18 protein-coding genes are annotated in these 14,562 nt (G+C 42.7%); 10 read left to right on the plus strand and 8 right to left on the minus strand.

Annotated features, from left to right (window positions below; translation table 11 throughout):
- Nucleotides 1-115: 115 nt before the first annotated feature.
- Nucleotides 116-298 carry a hypothetical protein gene (locus tag VF412_RS08175; RefSeq protein ID WP_331338738.1) on the minus strand — a complete coding sequence of 61 codons (183 nt, stop codon included), beginning with the start codon at nucleotides 296-298 and terminating at the stop codon, nucleotides 116-118.
- A gap of 182 nt (nucleotides 299-480) precedes the next feature.
- Between VF412_RS08175 and VF412_RS08180 the strand changes: the two genes are divergently transcribed.
- Nucleotides 481-945: a DUF6328 family protein gene (locus VF412_RS08180; RefSeq protein ID WP_331338739.1), complete on the plus strand. Its 465-nt coding sequence runs from the start codon at nucleotides 481-483 to the stop codon at nucleotides 943-945.
- Nucleotides 946-1,010: 65 nt separating this feature from the next.
- On the opposite strand, the gene VF412_RS08185 is transcribed toward VF412_RS08180, so the two are convergent.
- The gene (locus VF412_RS08185; RefSeq protein WP_331338740.1) at nucleotides 1,011-1,169 is read right to left on the minus strand and encodes a hypothetical protein; all 159 of its coding nucleotides are present in this window, start codon (nucleotides 1,167-1,169) and stop codon (nucleotides 1,011-1,013) included.
- A gap of 255 nt (nucleotides 1,170-1,424) precedes the next feature.
- On the opposite strand from VF412_RS08185, the gene VF412_RS08190 reads away from it, so the two are divergent.
- Entirely contained in the window at nucleotides 1,425-1,814 is a 390-nt protein-coding gene (locus VF412_RS08190) for a hypothetical protein (protein ID WP_331338741.1), read from the plus strand.
- Nucleotides 1,815-1,892: 78 nt separating this feature from the next.
- Here the strand turns inward: VF412_RS08190 and VF412_RS08195 are convergent, their stop codons facing one another.
- Nucleotides 1,893-3,122: an MFS transporter gene (locus tag VF412_RS08195; protein ID WP_331338742.1), complete on the minus strand. Its 1,230-nt coding sequence runs from the start codon at nucleotides 3,120-3,122 to the stop codon at nucleotides 1,893-1,895.
- Nucleotides 3,123-3,383: 261 nt separating this feature from the next.
- On the opposite strand from VF412_RS08195, the gene VF412_RS08200 reads away from it, so the two are divergent.
- Nucleotides 3,384-4,046: a hypothetical protein gene (locus tag VF412_RS08200; RefSeq protein WP_331338743.1), complete on the plus strand. Its 663-nt coding sequence runs from the start codon at nucleotides 3,384-3,386 to the stop codon at nucleotides 4,044-4,046.
- Between the two features lie 52 nt (nucleotides 4,047-4,098).
- Here VF412_RS08200 and VF412_RS08205 read toward each other — a convergent pair whose 3' ends face one another.
- Entirely contained in the window at nucleotides 4,099-4,785 is a 687-nt protein-coding gene (locus tag VF412_RS08205) for a hypothetical protein (RefSeq protein WP_331338744.1), read from the minus strand.
- Between the two features lie 219 nt (nucleotides 4,786-5,004).
- Between VF412_RS08205 and VF412_RS08210 the strand changes: the two genes are divergently transcribed.
- Together VF412_RS08210 and VF412_RS08215 are read left to right on the plus strand one after the other, a co-directional pair.
- On the plus strand, nucleotides 5,005-5,853 hold the full coding sequence (locus VF412_RS08210; RefSeq protein WP_331338745.1) for a TfoX/Sxy family DNA transformation protein: 849 nt from the start codon (nucleotides 5,005-5,007) through the stop codon (nucleotides 5,851-5,853).
- Between the two features lie 119 nt (nucleotides 5,854-5,972).
- Nucleotides 5,973-6,848 (plus strand): trypsin-like serine protease, encoded by an 876-nt coding sequence (locus VF412_RS08215; RefSeq protein ID WP_331338746.1) that lies wholly within the window; start codon nucleotides 5,973-5,975, stop codon nucleotides 6,846-6,848.
- On the opposite strand, the gene VF412_RS08220 is transcribed toward VF412_RS08215, so the two are convergent.
- Nucleotides 6,835-7,395, minus strand: coding sequence for an NADAR family protein (locus VF412_RS08220; RefSeq protein WP_331338747.1), 561 nt, complete (start codon nucleotides 7,393-7,395; stop codon nucleotides 6,835-6,837). The two genes, VF412_RS08215 and VF412_RS08220, sit on opposite strands and share 14 nt — an antisense overlap.
- Before the next feature lie 110 nt (nucleotides 7,396-7,505).
- On the opposite strand from VF412_RS08220, the gene VF412_RS08225 reads away from it, so the two are divergent.
- Nucleotides 7,506-8,447: a transporter substrate-binding domain-containing protein gene (locus VF412_RS08225; RefSeq protein ID WP_331338748.1), complete on the plus strand. Its 942-nt coding sequence runs from the start codon at nucleotides 7,506-7,508 to the stop codon at nucleotides 8,445-8,447.
- A 5-nt stretch (nucleotides 8,448-8,452) separates the two neighbouring features.
- Here the strand turns inward: VF412_RS08225 and VF412_RS08230 are convergent, their stop codons facing one another.
- A complete protein-coding gene (locus tag VF412_RS08230; RefSeq protein WP_331338749.1) occupies nucleotides 8,453-9,730 on the minus strand; it encodes a hypothetical protein in 1,278 nt (425 codons plus the stop codon).
- Nucleotides 9,731-10,058: 328 nt separating this feature from the next.
- Between VF412_RS08230 and VF412_RS08235 the strand changes: the two genes are divergently transcribed.
- Complete coding sequence (locus VF412_RS08235; RefSeq protein ID WP_331338750.1) at nucleotides 10,059-10,991, plus strand: hypothetical protein; 933 nt, start codon at nucleotides 10,059-10,061, stop codon at nucleotides 10,989-10,991.
- A 114-nt stretch (nucleotides 10,992-11,105) separates the two neighbouring features.
- Nucleotides 11,106-11,660 carry a hypothetical protein gene (locus VF412_RS08240; protein WP_331338751.1) on the plus strand — a complete coding sequence of 185 codons (555 nt, stop codon included), beginning with the start codon at nucleotides 11,106-11,108 and terminating at the stop codon, nucleotides 11,658-11,660.
- 45 nt (nucleotides 11,661-11,705) lie between these two features.
- Here VF412_RS08240 and VF412_RS08245 read toward each other — a convergent pair whose 3' ends face one another.
- Nucleotides 11,706-12,230, minus strand: a complete 525-nt coding sequence (locus tag VF412_RS08245; RefSeq protein ID WP_331338752.1) for a hypothetical protein — start codon at nucleotides 12,228-12,230, stop codon at nucleotides 11,706-11,708.
- 402 nt (nucleotides 12,231-12,632) lie between these two features.
- On the opposite strand from VF412_RS08245, the gene VF412_RS08250 reads away from it, so the two are divergent.
- The gene (locus VF412_RS08250) at nucleotides 12,633-13,196 is read left to right on the plus strand and encodes a manganese efflux pump MntP family protein (RefSeq protein ID WP_331338753.1); all 564 of its coding nucleotides are present in this window, start codon (nucleotides 12,633-12,635) and stop codon (nucleotides 13,194-13,196) included.
- 28 nt (nucleotides 13,197-13,224) lie between these two features.
- Here VF412_RS08250 and VF412_RS08255 read toward each other — a convergent pair whose 3' ends face one another.
- Nucleotides 13,225-13,650: a hypothetical protein gene (locus VF412_RS08255; protein WP_331338754.1), complete on the minus strand. Its 426-nt coding sequence runs from the start codon at nucleotides 13,648-13,650 to the stop codon at nucleotides 13,225-13,227.
- A 182-nt stretch (nucleotides 13,651-13,832) separates the two neighbouring features.
- Between VF412_RS08255 and VF412_RS08260 the strand changes: the two genes are divergently transcribed.
- Nucleotides 13,833-14,378, plus strand: a complete 546-nt coding sequence (locus VF412_RS08260) for a hypothetical protein (protein ID WP_331338755.1) — start codon at nucleotides 13,833-13,835, stop codon at nucleotides 14,376-14,378.
- The last annotated feature ends 184 nt before the right edge of the window (nucleotides 14,379-14,562 follow it).

Raw genomic sequence — 14,562 nt, forward strand, 5'->3', positions numbered from 1 at the left:
AAAACTTGTTTTTCAAACCTTCGCAATGCAAAGTCGACGAAGACCCATTGACCTTGGGAAAATACAAAAACAAAAGGGGACTTTATGTCCCCTTCTGTTTTAAAACTCTGTGATCTTATACTTTTTTTTGTTTGTCCAAGTTTTGATTCGTTGAACCTCTTTCGCCGGTTGGTGAAGAACTGCTTTGGTTTGTGCTGGAGCGACTTGAATCGGCGTTATCGAGATTTTCTCGTCCACTTTGGGGATTCGAAGTCGACTGCGTTTTAGAAGTTTGGTTTTGTTGGTTCATGTTAGCCATAAAAAACCTCCTTGGTAGGCATATATTAGCAACTTAGTCTCAAGATTTTTTTTCAATGAAGGTCTTTGTGTTATAAGACTTGATATAAAAAAATTGTTTTTGCCAAAAGACATCAGGGCCCTGCTCTTTTTTTTGCCAAACTTCAGATTCCCTAAGAACTTGCAACAGTGCAATTCTAAGACATGGATCAAGTCCCCCAGGAGTTTGAAAGTCTTAAAGAGGAAGTTTCCCATATCGAAAGCGAATCACGTATGATTCTGCCGGGCCTTCAGGCCCTTTTTGGATTCCAATTGGTCGCCGTCTACAACGATCGTTTTAATGAAGCTCTTCCTCGGATTTATCAAATTTTTCACTGGGGAGCCCTTGCCTGTACAGCCGTCGCAACAATTCTAGTCATTGCGCCGGCAGCCTACCATCGGCAGTCAGAGCCTCACATGCTTTCGAAAAAATTCATACGCAAGAGCAATCTCTTTATAGCCTGGGCATTATTCCCGATGATCTTGGGATGTGTAATCGACTTTTTCTTAATTGGATATATTATTACGAACGACTCAACCCTGAGTTTTATCATCAGCGCGATATTATATATGGCTTTTGTCTTTACGTGGTATATCCACCCATGGATGTGTCGCCAAAAGAATTTATGAACATTTACGGATCATAAACGAGAGAGGGTAATCTCGTCACCCTCTCTCGAACTATGGCTATGGCATTACCATTTTTTCTCTTTGCTTCCAGATGATTGATTTTTATCGCTCGAGCTTTGGCCTTGATTAGTACCTGGTTTGTTGGAACTTGGATTGACCTTTTGACCTGTTGAGCTTTTATCTTGAGAGCTTTGGTTCTTATTTGGTTGATTCATGTTTCCCATGGGAAACCTCCTTGTTGTCCCATATTCTATCAAGATTTTGACGGGCTGTTACCCCCAGCTCGCGTCTCTGCACAAACACAGGTATTCAGTTGGCATTTATCAAAGGCAAGCAGAGTTGGTTAACTACTTATTTTGTAAAATTTAGCACATTAAATATGCTTCACACGCATACTATAGTTCCATTCATTGATTTTTATTCTCGATCCCGTTGGGCTATAACGTCCTTCGAACACACATTCACATTCGAGGTTAAAAATGAAAACATTGGTAATGATCACACTTTTAATAGCGTCTTCTAATATGGCTCAGGCCGCACAGTATGTCTGTCATGACATTCAAGGAGCTTATCCAAACGCTACAATCGCCCTCACCGGAACTGTAGATGGAATTCTCGCCCAAAGTGATGATAAGGATCTTCAGGACAGCCTCGGAGATGGGGTTCTTAAATTCGACGCCACTTACAAACCACGTGCAAATCATACCGGCTCTCATCGCTATAGTGGTGTTAATGAATGCGGTTCATTTGCATTCATTATTGATAGTGATATGTCGAATGGTTTAAATGGCCACGCGACGATGCAGCAGGATTGCGACTCAGATGGCACAGGTCCCTCTTACGTAAACTTTAATTGCACAAGAAACTAACAGCCTATATTCGGCACCGCAATCATCAGGTAATTAGTCATTAGTTAAAAAGCCGCGAAAATCTCGCGGCTTTTTGATTTATTGAACTTGAAAATCCCGAGATGCCTTTCTTGCCTGCGCAAGAACTAACAGTGCACCCACCCCACTAATAACGGCTGGAAAGAATGCCCACTGCGCAATGAAAGCTCCGCCGATCAAAGCTGTACTGACAATCGGTGAAATGATCTGTGCAATACTTTGCAAAGATTGATTTACGCCTATCACTCGTCCGCGCTCTTGCGGAGGCACAGCTCCAGCAATTTCACTAATCAAAACGGGACGTAGAACTCCGCCGCCGAAGCTTGTAAACAGCCCTGTCACGAGAATCATTAGGGGTTGATGAATAAAAGCCAACAAGCCGTAACCGACGAAACTTGAAATAAATCCAATCATCCCAAGCTTCCTTTCACCAAATTTATTCACCAAACGTCCCATCAAGAATCCTTGGATCAAAATTCCCAAAAATCCAAAATAAGTAAATGCATATCCCACTTGTTTTGGCGTCAATGGCTGACCATTGAAAGTAAAACGTCGTTCGGCAAACAGAGCAAAGCCTGACATATAAGCCGAGAACGCAAAATAAAATAAAAAGACCTCGAGAAGCAAAACAGCTATGACCGGATTTTTAAGATATTTAAATGCATTTGCGAAACTGAATTCTTCACCAGTTGCCGAAGCCCCCTTTGCTGAAGGTGCGCCTGCGGGCCTGACATGACTGGGAAGAAGGAAAGTACTTGCCATGATACTCATGAACGATAAAAAAGCAGCGGCATAGATAGGCGCTTGATATCCATAATGATAAAGGAAAGCTGTCAACGCAGGGCCAATGAAAAATCCGATAGAGAACGCCACGCCGATTTTTCCTAAGGCCTTTGCGCGATTTTGCGGCGAAGAGACATCTGAAATGTAAGCCTGGGCTGTAGAGATATTCCCTGCTGTCAATCCGTCGATAATACGGGCAATGAAAATCCAAACCAAAGATCTTGCAGAGGCAAGAATCAAAAAGCCAATGAATGTTCCAATCTGACTTACGATCAAAACAGGTTTTCTTCCGATCTTATCGCTCCAATGTCCTAAAATAGGCCCCGAGATCAACTGACAAAAGGCGTAGCTTGACACCAACAATCCCACTACTTGGGCACTGGCGCCAAAGTGCTCTGAATAAAATGGCAAGAGCGGGAACATGATCGTAATGCCCAAGACATCGATAAGAACCACCATGAAGATGGCAATAAGACGGCGATCAGCACTTTCGGTAACAACAGTCATCGGGACTCCAAATGCGAAAAGTTCTGATCACGGTCAGAACCTTTTAATAGTTAACATCCAAGAGTAGAGGTTTGGCTATTCTTTTTAGTAAACACGTTCAGTAGCGGCCCCTGATGTTTAGCGACTGGAAGTAGTTTTTACTTTGATGCCAAAGACACTAACGCGCGAAATTCCACTGGGGTCAAATTAGACCCACAAGCCTTGTGCACGCTCCTTGCTAAACAGGCCTCGTGCCCCTCTAACAATTCAAGGAGCGTTTTTATGAAAAATCTAGTCCTCGGCTTTCTTGTTATCGTAAGTTTCAGTTCTGCAATGGCTCAACAACAACGTCCAAATGACAAGTCAGATGGTCAGCACAATCCTCAGCAGCAGCAAGATGATCAACGTCGCCAAGAAGAGGAACGCCGCCGTCAAGAAGAAGAAAAACGTATCAGAGCAGAAAATGCAGAAGGTCGTGTCACGGTCACGGCTGTTGGAGTTGATCAACGCGATTGTATTAATCAAGCTTACATCCGCGCAGACCAAAGAGCTGGCGAGGCCATCAATGAATGTGATCTTCAAGCTCAAGGTATTATGAGATGCTTTGTCACAGATAAGCGGATCACAAATTACGGTAGCGGAATTAGTGCAACATTCGGCTCATCCAAATATGACGAAAAAAATAGCAACGAAGACACCTGCCGCAATACCTCTATTGTAAATGCCGAAGGCGATGCCCTGAATAACTGCCAACGCCAGTACAGCGTCGCTTGCCAAATTACTTCTCGCGGTACAGTCACAGACCACCACACAGACACTCGCCGTCGTTACATCATTATGGGACCAAAAGAAGAGCATCAAATCTGTTCAGCCTCTGCAATCGCAGGCCCGGTATCGCAGTACACTACTCAATGCTCAATTGAAGTCGTTGCAAGAACTCATTAAAAAATTTCAGAAATTCAAAACAAGGGCCTGATTTTCGGTCCCTTGTTTTTATTTAAAGAAGGTTATCCAAGTTGGTGTATTGAACTGAAAAGATTTGCACTTGGGCATCTTCAGTATAAAGTCCTAACGCACCCTTTTGGAAATAAAGTTTTGTAGAATCAGAGTCTACATAAGAATAAAAAAGAACTCCATCTCGATAAACTGTAAATGCATTGTTAACTCTTCGATATTTAAAAATATGACGCTCACCAATTGTTGTCGCCGCGACCGCATCATTAGATAAAAACGTCTGACCTACTTGATTAAACGCTAAGCCAAGCTCCGCTCCAACTTGAGGCTTCGACAAGAAATAATTCGTTGTTTTTGTTCCTGCATTATCTGAATTGTAGCTAAAGAAAAGCCAAAAAACTTCCCATGGATTGGGCGCCGAGTTTTGACGAAGCTGCCGCACGACCTGAACATCCAGGACCAATTCGAAGTCACGCACCGGCGTTTCTTGAGTCTGTTTTAATAAAACCAGGGCAGCATGAGTTTCATTATTAGAGGCAGAGACCATAGGCTGCATCGTCATCGATGAACCAGATAAACTCACAAAGCCACCGCCATCATAGGCCACCGTGAAGGCTAATGACGACATCGGCACATCCATTGTCAGATTATCTTGAGTGGATTGGTTTGCAGAGAATCCACAACCACTCAAAGGCCCCAGCAAAAGGAAAATAAAGGAAAACCATTTCACAGTGCCTTATAAACGGCATTTCTATTCCAAAACTTCAGTGAAATAGATCTCTCATGGAGGATAGCGACGCCCCCTCATTTTCCCGCCCTAGAAGCCTCGACTAAAGCAGAAGCATCGAGAATATTCTTTCCCCAAGTTTTTCCTTATAAAAATCCAAATCCTTTAATTTTTTTTTGCAAAGGAAAGCTGGGCCTGATTATATTGGTTGCAGGAATCATTATGGCCAAAGAACCGCAACAGCTAAAATGGGTTGAATCTCTTCTACCTGAAGATGAATACCGCCGAAAAGGAATGTTCGGCGGCTTCGCTTATTACGTTCACGAAAAAATCATCCTGTTGATGTTTGAAAATCCAGGCGTGCGTAGCTATCGCTCTCAACAGTATGATTTTGAAATCTGGAACGGGTGTATGTTTCCGGTTGAAAAAGAATTCCAAGAGAAAGCTCTAGAAAATTTTCCGTTCTTGGTCTCACACCCCATTTTGCCTAAATGGCTGTATCTGCCTTTAGAAACAGAAGGCTTTGATGACATGGTTGCTGACATTCTAGCTCAAGCCATCAAGCCCACGAGCTTCTGGGGAAGTTTTCCGAAAGGCAAAAGCAAGAAGAGCCCAAAGGTCGTCAGCGACAAAGCCATGTCTAGGCTTTCTGAAAAGCTCGACACAAGCAAGCCAAGAATGTTTTCGGATGAACCCGCCGAGCAAACTTTGGCTCATGCCAAAAAGATTTCTGATTTAAAAAATCTGGGCCCAACCACCGAGCAGGTATTTCACAAAGCTGGTATTAAAACCGCACAGCAATTTATTAAAATGGGTTGGAAAAAGGCACTGATTCAATTAGTAAAGTCGAATCCTAAAAATCGTCACACTATTTTTGCCTATGTTTTAATAGGCGCACTGACAAACAAAGAGTGGAATCGCCTTTCCGATGAAGAAAAAATCGAAGCCCGTGACTTTGTTCACTCGCTGGCTCCCGACAAAAAGAAGCCATCGAGAAAGACTCAGAAGAAACAATCGGTGAAGAAAGCTCCCCAAAAGAAAAACACCAAGAAAATTTCTCGCAAGAAGTAATTGTCTAAAACTTGGACAAAGACTGCCTTTGAGCGGTCTTTGTCATATATTCGACTTGAACTAAACTCTATTGCTTTAGGTCCTATAATTTATGGCTTACTCATTGCTAAATTGAAGGAATGCTTAAAAAGCAAATTGATAGGACTCTGTCCTTAGGAAATTTAAAAAATATTTTTGCGGTTCTGCTGACTTTGGGAACATTGCAGGCTCAAGCCGTGGTGAATGGCGTTGCTGAAAATGCAAACCAACATCCCGAAGTGGCTTTGCTTATTTTGTCCAAGGAAAAACTTCCTCCTAATAAATTGTTTATCAGCTCTCTCGCTGAATACGGCATTTGCAGCGGCGCTTTTGTTTCCGATCGCATAGCTATTTCTGCAGGTCATTGTTTAGAGAATGAAGGTGCCGAACTCTTCCCGTATCTTGCAACAGCCACAGGCAATGGCTATGTTCTGACTGCCCCTATTGCGACAGCCACAGATTATGCTTATGAAGACCTTGAAGGCGTTACGGAAGAGAAAGTCTGCTCTCCGGGGCCCAAGCCTTTGCCAGTGACTAAGACGCCAGATATCTCCGTTTTACTTTTCCCTGCGCAAACTGCTAGCAAGTGGTTTACTATCTCTGTGACTTATAGTCCGAAAGAAAATGATTCTGTTCGCTATTTTGGTTACGGCACGAACGACAATCCATTTTCTGGTGTAGGTGGTTTTCTGATCAAAGAGCCCACTTTGCGCTCAGGATCTTCGGAAGTTTGGAGAACCTCTGCACAACGTATTGGTTTCGTGAACGAGGTTTCAAAACCTTTCGCTGCCGATGGTGATTCCGGCGGTCCGGTTATCGTGGGTGATAAGCTCGTTGGTGTGATGAGCACCATCAGCGAGCGCTGTGAAACACAGTTCGGTGAAGACTATGCAATTTTAAATACGTCATCCCTATTCTCAAACGAACAAGCGAAAGCCTTTTTAAAAAGGGCCATTCATAAACTTAATGGCTTGTAGTTTTTAATTCGACACGAATTTTTTCCAACAAAAGACCCAATTTATTTTTCCCAGAGCGGTCGCCACAATCAGCCCAATAACAATCATTTTTGGTGTGCTCAAAAATCTTCGCGTCCCCGGTTGAAAGCAAAAGCTCTTTCAACTCTGGATAGCGAGTGAACTTGTCATGCACTGCTTTTTCCATAAAGACGTCTTTGCGCTCTTCCCAATCCATGCGCTTCGGTTTCCTGCTGTCTCGGCCACGAAGAGCGGCCTCCATCGCTGTGGGAGCACTTCTCACCCACTCTATCAGATCGGCTTGGTCATATTTATGAGCTTGATAGTAATGCTCGCTTGTCGCCCACCACTGGCCATCTACAAAGACAGGATAATTTGCGAAATTAGAGAACTCACCATAAGGATCATGGGTTGAATAGAAATCCAAAGTCCTTTCTTGGTAAGCGATTGGCTTGGTCTTATATTGCGCGACTTTATGTGCACAAGATGCCTGGATAAAAACCATTAGCAAGCAGACCCATAAAACTCTTGATTTAAAAATCATCAGCATAAAATCTCACAAGTTCTCGACAGTTTGAAAAGATAGTAAAGAATGAAATAAAGCTGTTCAATCTGATTCACTTGAGCGCATAACACGCTGCCCTTAGTTAGACTTCAAAGATGGCTCATCATAATATACCGTCAGTGAAAAAACTGCTCTTCGCCTTTCTGGTACCTATTCTGATCCCGGCAACATCTTTTTCTGCCAATCCTATTCGTTTACCTCGTGGAAATAGCAGCTGGTCTGCATATGCCAACGAATTGGCTTTACGGATTCTTAAAGTTACTGAGAATCATAAAGCCCCTGACAAAATTGAATGGCGTGCCGAATACCAGGCACAGAAAAGACAGATTCGTAACGTTTCCGAAGGAATCGATTTTGATGTCATTTGGACCATGACATCCACCGAGCGAGAGAGTCACTCAAACCCTGTCCATGTCGATATCTTTAAAGGGTTGATGGGGTCACGAGTTTTTCTAATTCGTAAAGACATGGCTCAAAAGTTCGCCAACATCAAAACGATTGAAGATCTTAAAAAGATCAACTTCGTTCAAGGTCAAGATTACCCAGATACTCCCATATTAAAATCTGCGGGCCTGACAGTGCATGAAGGTGACGCGTTCGGAGACATGATTGAAATGATTCGCCATAAGCGCGCCGATGCGTTTCCTCGCGGAATCCCCGAGCCTCTAATTGAAATCGACATGTTTCACATCGATCAGGATATCAGTCTTGAAAATCACGTCATGATTTCCTATGAGGCTCCATGCTACTTTTTCTTTTCAAAAAAAGATCCCACTTTAAGAGAAAGATTTAAAAAGGGCTTTGAGATCATTGAGAAAGACGGCTCGTTTGATCGCATCTTCAATAAGCACTTCGCAAACGTGATCAAAAAAATCAACGTCACGAACCGTGTGATCTTTCACATCAATAATCCCTATTTAAGCGAACAAAGCAAGGAAGCCCTGAAAAGCCAAAAACTCTGGTACAACCGTGGAACTTTAGATCCGAAGAAGATGATTGCTCTGCCGACCGTATCGACAGAGCATCGAGAAAATTAATTCTATTATTGAGCTGGAGCGGCCATAATCAGCCCCAAGTCCATGCGATTTTTGGGGAACCACAATCCCCCAATATGTCCCCCAAAAGGATACAGACGAAGACGATCACCAAAGGTTTTCTTCAACAAATCCAAGTCACCGTCGTGAAGTAGAAAGTCATTGGCGTTTTCTTGCATATAAATACGGGGATCATTCGCAAACATATCCATCAAAGGATATAAGCCACCTGATGCAATCAACTGGTCTGTTGTGATTGGTGTGTCACTTTTCTTTTGGATAGGAGGCAAAACCACTTTCACGATGTAATCCATAAAGGAAACAGTCTTCGCTTCTTCAAGACGGGCATTGCGATGATGATTTGTCATTTTCTTCTTAAGCAAGCCAATATCGTGAATTTGTTGAGTTGCGAAAACAACGTCCCGAAGATCTTCGCGGAAGCTATCACCTACCAGCCAGTCACGATGTTTTACTGTGTATGGCGGTACTGTTTGCAGCGCGCTCAAAAGATCTTGCATAGTACCCGGCCCCGAAAGCAACTCAGAACCGATATTTAACAATGAACCCTTGATGAAGTCCTTTTGTTCCGCCGTCAAATTATTACCGGCAGCATAGAAGCCATCTAAGGTCTTAACTCCATGATTCAAATCCACTGCTGGATTGATCAGAACAGCTTTTTCAAAATTAAAGAACTTTTGGCTGTTATCTTCTTTCATCAAATAACCAGTCAACAAAGCACCGTAAGAATATCCGATCACAGAAAACTGTGTTGGTTTAATTCCTTGAGTGGACTTTAAGTTCTTTAATACGAACTTCATGAAGGCATAATACTCTTTTACGTCCTGAGGCAAATAGCCTGGAACGCCAGAGCGGCTAACGCCCAAAACGTACTGCCAGTTCACGGGATCTGGCAAAGTCACAACGGCGAAACCTTGCTTGTTTAAATCGCCTGCAATCAACAAAGAACTGCCGGACAATCCAGAACCGCCGACACCTGAAATCACAAAGGCCAAAGGAGCTTTTGGATTGGGTTGCGAGAAATAACTTAAAGCTACTTGGTTCATGTTCTCAAGCAATGGAACAGTTCTTCTTTGTGGAAGAGGTTCAACTTTAATAATCTTGTAGGGAACATCAGTATGATTGATAGCGCTTGTGATTGTCGCGATCAATGGATCTTGAATAGGATAAACACTGAGACTGGATGCCGCCGCCGAGTCAGCAGCCCAAACGGCAGAACTAAAAACCAAAGCGCCAATGAGCGCTACAATACTTTTAAGAAAATTCATGGACCTTTACCTCTGAACACTGGTCAGAAATGTGTGTATATGTGTTACAATTGCTTCATAAACCACAAAAAGATGGAATTGATTAGCGGAAAAATTGGAATTCAGCGTTCTGACATTGAAACAATTGTCATAATTTTGTCTCGAGAGAAATCCCATAGCTTGCTAACTGTTCATTTTTACTTTTGAAAATGCCGACTTGGGCACTCTAAAAGAGGCTAAAATTTAAATTAGTTTTGCTACCAAGCTATTGCAGTTCTTACCTGGATTTATAGTCGAGTCATTCTCGAAAAATTTGGACATCCTAAGTACTTTCAGTCACCCTAAATTCGTGACGAGACTCTTTTTCATTCTGGCACTCCTTTTCCTGCATTCCGCAAGCTCATGGGCCTTTGATTCAAGTGCCACATGCTATATTTCGTCGGATTGTGAAGGTGGTAATTACACATCAGCCCCTTCAACTTCAGGCCCAATCAAAGTCAATCCTGCGGAAGTTCCCACTGACAGAGGGCTTGGCGTTCAAGCCATTTTTTATCGCGACACTCCCGATTTTGCTTTGGTCACTGGAACGGGGCGCGTGGGGGCTGCGATCTCCCCATCTAATAACGACGATACGTTCTTTGGACCTCCAGGCTTTGAGACGTCGGCGGATCTTTACCAGCGGAAGTTGGACGGCGACAAATATCCTAATCAAAAAGTCACACTTGCAACGGCTTTTACTTTGACCGAAAAAAATGGTTCGGGCTTGGGCCGTTATGCTTTGCGTTTAGGGGTCATGGGAAAATACAACAAGGACACTCACGACGTGACTCCTGGTGGAGGCCTTAGCGGTATCGTAGGACCTGTGACATTTGGTTATTCAATTTATACGGACGAAACTTATTTGGAAAATGGCTTGAGTGGCACTGGCTCACCGGAAACAATTCACTACCAAGTTAACACCTATAATTTTGGTTTATTCTTAAGCTCAGTGATTTTGGATTATTCGCACTTGCACTTGGAAAGTTCCAATAGCCCCTCTGATGTTTCACTTTTCACAGCCGCATTGATGTGGAAGAAATTTATCTTCACAGCCTCTAAACGCATTGAAGACTCTGACAAGCCGTATTTCAATTATGACACTAAAGCCCTGGAAACAAAACAAATCAAAGAAGAGTACTTTGGTGGCATTCAATACGGATTCACAAAACACATCATGTTGGGTGTCTTATACAACTACTATCTGCTTCATGAGCTTTCGATAACAGGCACTGTTTTCTTCTAATTTTTTGTCCTTTTTGCCCGTTACAATCCTAATAACTTTCTAAATCATAATCCGCCGATGCTTGAAGTAAGATGTTTTCTTCCCTAGAAACTTCCCTTCAACATTGGAGTTTCCATGCGCACTATAGTTTTACTTTTTATGTTGTTCTTAAGTCTCGCTGCACGCGCCACGCCTGCAAAAGATGCGGAATCTCTCGAGCATATTAAAAATAACTTTCAATGGATGAATGAAAAAAATAGCAAAGCATTTCGCATTCAAACCGCTGAAAACAGTTCGTCTAATTTGCGAGTAAAAGTCGTCGATCCAGACGGAAACTTTCGTGTCTTCGGTTACACGGAAAAGCAAATTGTCGCCATGAGTGGTGACGAACACGGCGGCGCCTGTACGCACGAGCACGATCACGATGATATCGCCAATCGTTGGTGCCATGCCTCTATCGTAAAATTGGCCGATGCGGCTTTACGATCCCTTGGCGTCAATCCCCTCGTCGCAGCCTCTGCCGCCGCCTCGATTTTCGTATATAAGGAATATGGCTATGATCTTCACCCGTCGAAGGCCGATCTTGTCGTAGTGGCTGACCAAAGCGTTTATAGCTCTGACGACTTAGACATCTCGTTCACCATGTTCGGAGATGGATCTCCGTTTATTATCTTGCATAAGAAATTCTAATCGATTTTGCAGAGGCCCCTGCACCAGAGGACCTCTGCACTTGCATTACTTTTGAACCTTTGGAAGATCTGTATCCAAAGCACGTGCAAGACCATCGATCACGTTTCCATCAGCGTGAAGCGATGGGTAAACCGCAATGCGAGTCCCCTGCACGTCATAAATACCCAGTGCTTGCTCATCGCCACCATCAGAATCACTACCGTCCCAAGAGATCACATATAAAGCGATACCCTTCAAAGTGATTTTCATCTTGTTAGAGATGTAAGATACACCGTCCGATCCTTTATCTCGACTTACCGTAAACACGGAATCACAATCTGCTTTAAGATCTGCAAGACCAAGAGTTTCAAAACCGTCTTCTGATTTTGTCGAAGGAACAAATGCACATCGTTGCAAAAGAGTCGTTAGGGTTGCCGCAAGATTGGCACTCAATTTAACCTCTTGAACATTATTAAATGGATTGGTGAGTGGTTCGAATGGAGTCTTAAGATCTTCTTGAAGATCAGAAGCCATTGCCATTGAAGAGACAACAAGAGCGCCGATAACTGCCAGTGATTTAATCAATTTCATTTTTTTCTTCTCCGTATTTATGAATCATTGAATGACGACGTTATGTCACAATTGTTAATATCTAAAAAATGAAATTTACGCCTGTCCATATGCCTTTAATGAATGATTAAAACGCCATAAATATTGAATGCTTACATAGGTTAATCAAAATTCGCAGCCCTACAAATTTTGCAAATCCCACCATGAGCAGATGTTGACACCTCATAGGAGCTTCTATAAATTCATTTCATCGTTAGGGAGTAACCTTTCAGTTTTGAACTGAGGAATGGATCGACATACTGGGCACAATCCCCGGTCCATTCACAAGACCCCATCTTGTTGGTGAGACTAGCACTGGTGATAATAAATCGCCGTGTAGTCTCATTTTCTTTTTAAAAGAGCACACGGTATAAATAAGGAAGAATGATGTTTTCATTTTTAGAAGTTATATTTTTGGGTGCCGTTTTAAGTGCTGACTCCTTCTCGGCAGCCGTTGCGATGGGAAGCCGTCCCTTCACAACACGGGATGCTTTGAAATTCGGAATCTCCTCTGGCGGAGCTGAAGCTGTTGCTACCGTTTTCGGCTTCTGGGCCGGCGCTAACATCATTGATATGATTGCTCCCATAGATCATTGGATCGCATTTGGATTGCTTGCCTTGGTCGCATTGCATATGGCCTGGGAAGGTATCGGTGCACTTCGCAACAAAGAAGCCGAAGAAATCGAAGAAGCTGAATTTCATAATTTTGCAAAAGTTTTGCTGGTGTCTTTCGCAACCAGTCTTGATGCCTTCGGCGTCGGGGTAAGTTTAGGGATTGCTCACAAACCGATCGTACCTTACGCGATTTCCATCGGACTTTGGGCATTCGGGACGACGCTCTTTGGATTGTATTTAGCTCGCAAACTATCAGATAAGTTTGGCCCAATCTTCACTTTAATTGGTGCCTGTGTCTTAGGTTATCTATCTATTCAGATGCTGAGTATTTAAAAAAAAAGCTGCTCACAGGCAGCTTTTTTTATTTTTGCAGAATTTCGATTTGTTCTAACTTCCCGCCTTTTTTAAATTTCCAGAAAGTGGCGTTACCTGCTAAATCCGTGTAAATCGCCAGAATTTGATAATCGTCCTTTTGCACAAAGGGCAAATCTTTTTCAGAAATACTTGCACGGAACTGCGGAGGAATCTCTTCTTTATCTAAGAAGAATTTCGTCTTTTGATTTCCTTCAGGAACATAGCCTAATTCTTCAAAGTCGTCGGTATATTCACCATACTCTTCAAAGTAACCATCTTCAATGGTGACCAGACTTGCCATGTTTGTGCGAATCTGTGCTTCACGTGACGTTTCAAGATGATTTTCCCCATGAATCTTCCACCAGATAAATCCAGTGATGATACAAAGAACAGCAAAGGCCAAAATTACTTTTAATGACTTAACAACATTCATTTCTTTAGATTAGCGGGTTTTAAAACTCTTTCAATAAAATCTGTTAAGGCTTTCCAATTTCCGGCATAGGGGATCATTATTCATTCTGGCTATATTATCTTATCATTCATTGATTTCACAAAGGTTCCACGAGGTCCTATAAACCCGCTCATCAGCTACTTAACTATTTCAAAAGGACCTATATGAAAAACTTTTCTTTGATCGCCCTAACGACTCTTCTTTTATCTGCCGACGCCTTTGCTACGACACTTTCTTGCAAAGTTGTAGGTACAAAAACAGAAGTCGACCAAGCAGACCTTAATGATGGTGAGACTTATACAGACCTGAACAAATTCTTGAGTGCTAAGTCCGCAATTATCGAAGTGAATGCTCAAAAAGCAACTCTGTCCCTTTTCGACAAAAATGACGTCGCAATCACTTTGCCTCTCTCTTTAGGGTATCACGATGGCAAATATCAGTATAAGGATCTTACTTCCGTAGAAATGACTCCGTACAAAACAAAGGCCTACACGCAACGTGGCGAGATCGCTTTCTATAATGATAATATCACTTTGTTAGACGATTCTTACGGCGTGCACTTTGACATGATCTTTAACCAAGCCGAGTTAACCTCTAAAGCCTCTGTCTTGCACGTTCGCTTGTGGACAGCTTCTGTGGGCGAGCCAGATGACGACTCTGGTAAGCAAAGCCTTTGGGGGAGCTCAAACGTCTCTTTGATCTGCAAATAATTATATCAAGAAAAAGGGCTCTAAAATTCAGAGTCCTTTTTCTTTAGGGATTTGTCACTGAATGTGCTTTTGCCCATTTCCAAAGTTCGTCAGGAGATAAACCCGGTGTTCCTTCAAGTTTCCAGTAATTCTTAGGCCAGACCTCATGATTCAAATGCAGAGGTTGAGTGGGAACATGCAAAAG

The sequence above is a fragment of the Bdellovibrio sp. genome, assembly GCF_036384735.1.
In the GTDB taxonomy this organism is placed as follows: Bacteria; Bdellovibrionota; Bdellovibrionia; order Bdellovibrionales; family Bdellovibrionaceae; genus Bdellovibrio.

Coding starts and splice junctions, on each gene's coding strand:
- VF412_RS08175 (WP_331338738.1), bottom strand. CDS start 298: ATGGCTAACATGAACCAACAAAACCAAACTTCTAAAACGCAGTCGACT.
- VF412_RS08180 (WP_331338739.1), top strand. CDS start 481: ATGGATCAAGTCCCCCAGGAGTTTGAAAGTCTTAAAGAGGAAGTTTCC.
- VF412_RS08185 (WP_331338740.1), bottom strand. CDS start 1,169: ATGGGAAACATGAATCAACCAAATAAGAACCAAAGCTCTCAAGATAAA.
- VF412_RS08190 (WP_331338741.1), top strand. CDS start 1,425: ATGAAAACATTGGTAATGATCACACTTTTAATAGCGTCTTCTAATATG.
- VF412_RS08195 (WP_331338742.1), bottom strand. CDS start 3,122: ATGACTGTTGTTACCGAAAGTGCTGATCGCCGTCTTATTGCCATCTTC.
- VF412_RS08200 (WP_331338743.1), top strand. CDS start 3,384: ATGAAAAATCTAGTCCTCGGCTTTCTTGTTATCGTAAGTTTCAGTTCT.
- VF412_RS08210 (WP_331338745.1), top strand. CDS start 5,005: ATGGCCAAAGAACCGCAACAGCTAAAATGGGTTGAATCTCTTCTACCT.
- VF412_RS08215 (WP_331338746.1), top strand. CDS start 5,973: ATGCTTAAAAAGCAAATTGATAGGACTCTGTCCTTAGGAAATTTAAAA.
- VF412_RS08220 (WP_331338747.1), bottom strand. CDS start 7,395: ATGCTGATGATTTTTAAATCAAGAGTTTTATGGGTCTGCTTGCTAATG.
- VF412_RS08225 (WP_331338748.1), top strand. CDS start 7,506: ATGGCTCATCATAATATACCGTCAGTGAAAAAACTGCTCTTCGCCTTT.
- VF412_RS08230 (WP_331338749.1), bottom strand. CDS start 9,730: ATGAATTTTCTTAAAAGTATTGTAGCGCTCATTGGCGCTTTGGTTTTT.
- VF412_RS08240 (WP_331338751.1), top strand. CDS start 11,106: ATGCGCACTATAGTTTTACTTTTTATGTTGTTCTTAAGTCTCGCTGCA.
- VF412_RS08245 (WP_331338752.1), bottom strand. CDS start 12,230: ATGAAATTGATTAAATCACTGGCAGTTATCGGCGCTCTTGTTGTCTCT.
- VF412_RS08250 (WP_331338753.1), top strand. CDS start 12,633: ATGATGTTTTCATTTTTAGAAGTTATATTTTTGGGTGCCGTTTTAAGT.
- VF412_RS08255 (WP_331338754.1), bottom strand. CDS start 13,650: ATGAATGTTGTTAAGTCATTAAAAGTAATTTTGGCCTTTGCTGTTCTT.
- VF412_RS08260 (WP_331338755.1), top strand. CDS start 13,833: ATGAAAAACTTTTCTTTGATCGCCCTAACGACTCTTCTTTTATCTGCC.